This is a genomic window from Pontibacillus salicampi, assembly GCF_042434395.1.
Taxonomy (GTDB): domain Bacteria; phylum Bacillota; class Bacilli; order Bacillales; family BH030062; genus Pontibacillus; species Pontibacillus salicampi.
The window spans coordinates 1-1,488 of record NZ_JBHLTP010000019.1 but is presented as its reverse complement, the minus strand read 5'-3'; the positions used below and the strand labels follow the sequence as shown (position 1 = coordinate 1,488).

Genomic DNA, 1,488 nt, shown 5'->3' with positions numbered 1-1,488 from the left:
TTAGTGTGCCTGGCATGGGTGCATGCTTTAGGGTTAAAGTCCCGAACGGTGAAGGTCGTTGTAGCCGTTAGCCAAAGGCAAGGGTGTCTGGGGTGACCTAGAATCTGAAGGAAGCCGGAGGCAAACTTCCGACCCGAGGAACACGAACCTCATAGAAGGCTGTCTGCCCTGGATGAGGTGGCTAAACACATCGAAGTCCAACGACCAAAGGGGTTGGCAGTAAATGAGGCGGTGTTGGAAGGGAAGCACGTACTCTTACCCGGGGAGGTCTGTTGATGAGCGAAGTACCCTTCGTAACCTACTTAGCGATAAGTAGTTGAATCAACAGAAGTCAGCCGAGGTCATAGTACTAACTTAAGCTCGAGATAGGTTAGGAAGGACCGAATCTTTAAGGAAGAGCGACCTTTCGGACGCATATCTCTGTGAAGACACAGACAACTCATAATGAGCTTGCCTAGAGGAGGAAGTGATGAAGGTCATGGGGGACTCTAGGAGGGTGGAATAGAGGATGAATAGAAGAAAGACTATCGCTCGCGTAGGAGAGTAGTATCAAATGATGAATCGAATTCTATCACGGGACAATCTCAAAGCAGCACTAAAACGAGTGGAACGTAATAAAGGTAGTCACGGTGTCGACCACATGCCCGTACAAAACCTACGAAGGTATGTCACCGAACACTGGAACACCTTGCGTCACCAACTGGAGGCGGGAACCTACCAGCCATCTCCCGTACGTCGAGTCGAAATCCCGAAACCCGACGGTGGAGTCCGGATGTTAGGTATCCCTACCGTGGTAGATCGGTTTATTCAGCAGGCAATTGCCCAGGAACTTACGAAAGTGTTCGACCCTACCTTCTCCTCCAATAGCTACGGTTTCCGACCGAATAGGGACGGTCACCAAGCTGTCCGTCAGGCACAGGAGTACATTCGAGAGGGAAAGCGCTGGGTTGTAGACATGGACTTGGAAGCGTTCTTTGACAAAGTAAACCATGATAAACTCATGGGCTTACTAGCAAAAACCATCAAAGATAGCGCACTTCTTCGCCTCATTAGTCGTTACCTCAAAGCAGGTATCCTGATGGAGGGAGTCAAGGTTCAATCCCAAGAGGGAACTCCGCAAGGTGGACCACTCAGTCCTCTATTAGCAAATATCATTCTGAACGAATTAGATAAGGAGCTAGAGGCAAGGGGGCTTAACTTCGTAAGGTATGCGGATGATTGCCACATCTACGTCCAATCGAGGAAATCAGCCCAGCGTGTCATGGCTTCTATAACGAAATTCATTGAGCAGAAGCTTAAATTGAAGGTCAATCATAAGAAGTCAACGGTGGATAGACCATGGAAGAGGAAGTTACTCGGGTTCAGCTTCACAAGCAATAAAGAACCTAAAATCCGCATACATCGCAAAAGCATGAAACGGATGAAGGCTAAAGTACGAGAACTCACTTCCAGGTCAAAAGGTTGGTCCATAGACCGACGTATTAGAGA

1 protein-coding gene is annotated in these 1,488 nt (G+C 48.4%); it reads left to right on the top strand.

The genetic code is table 11. The features are described from left to right. Positions 1-553: 553 nt before the first annotated feature. On the top strand, positions 554-1,488 hold a 935-nt coding region (ltrA, locus tag ACFFGV_RS18670; protein WP_377351144.1), incomplete at its 3' end, for a group II intron reverse transcriptase/maturase.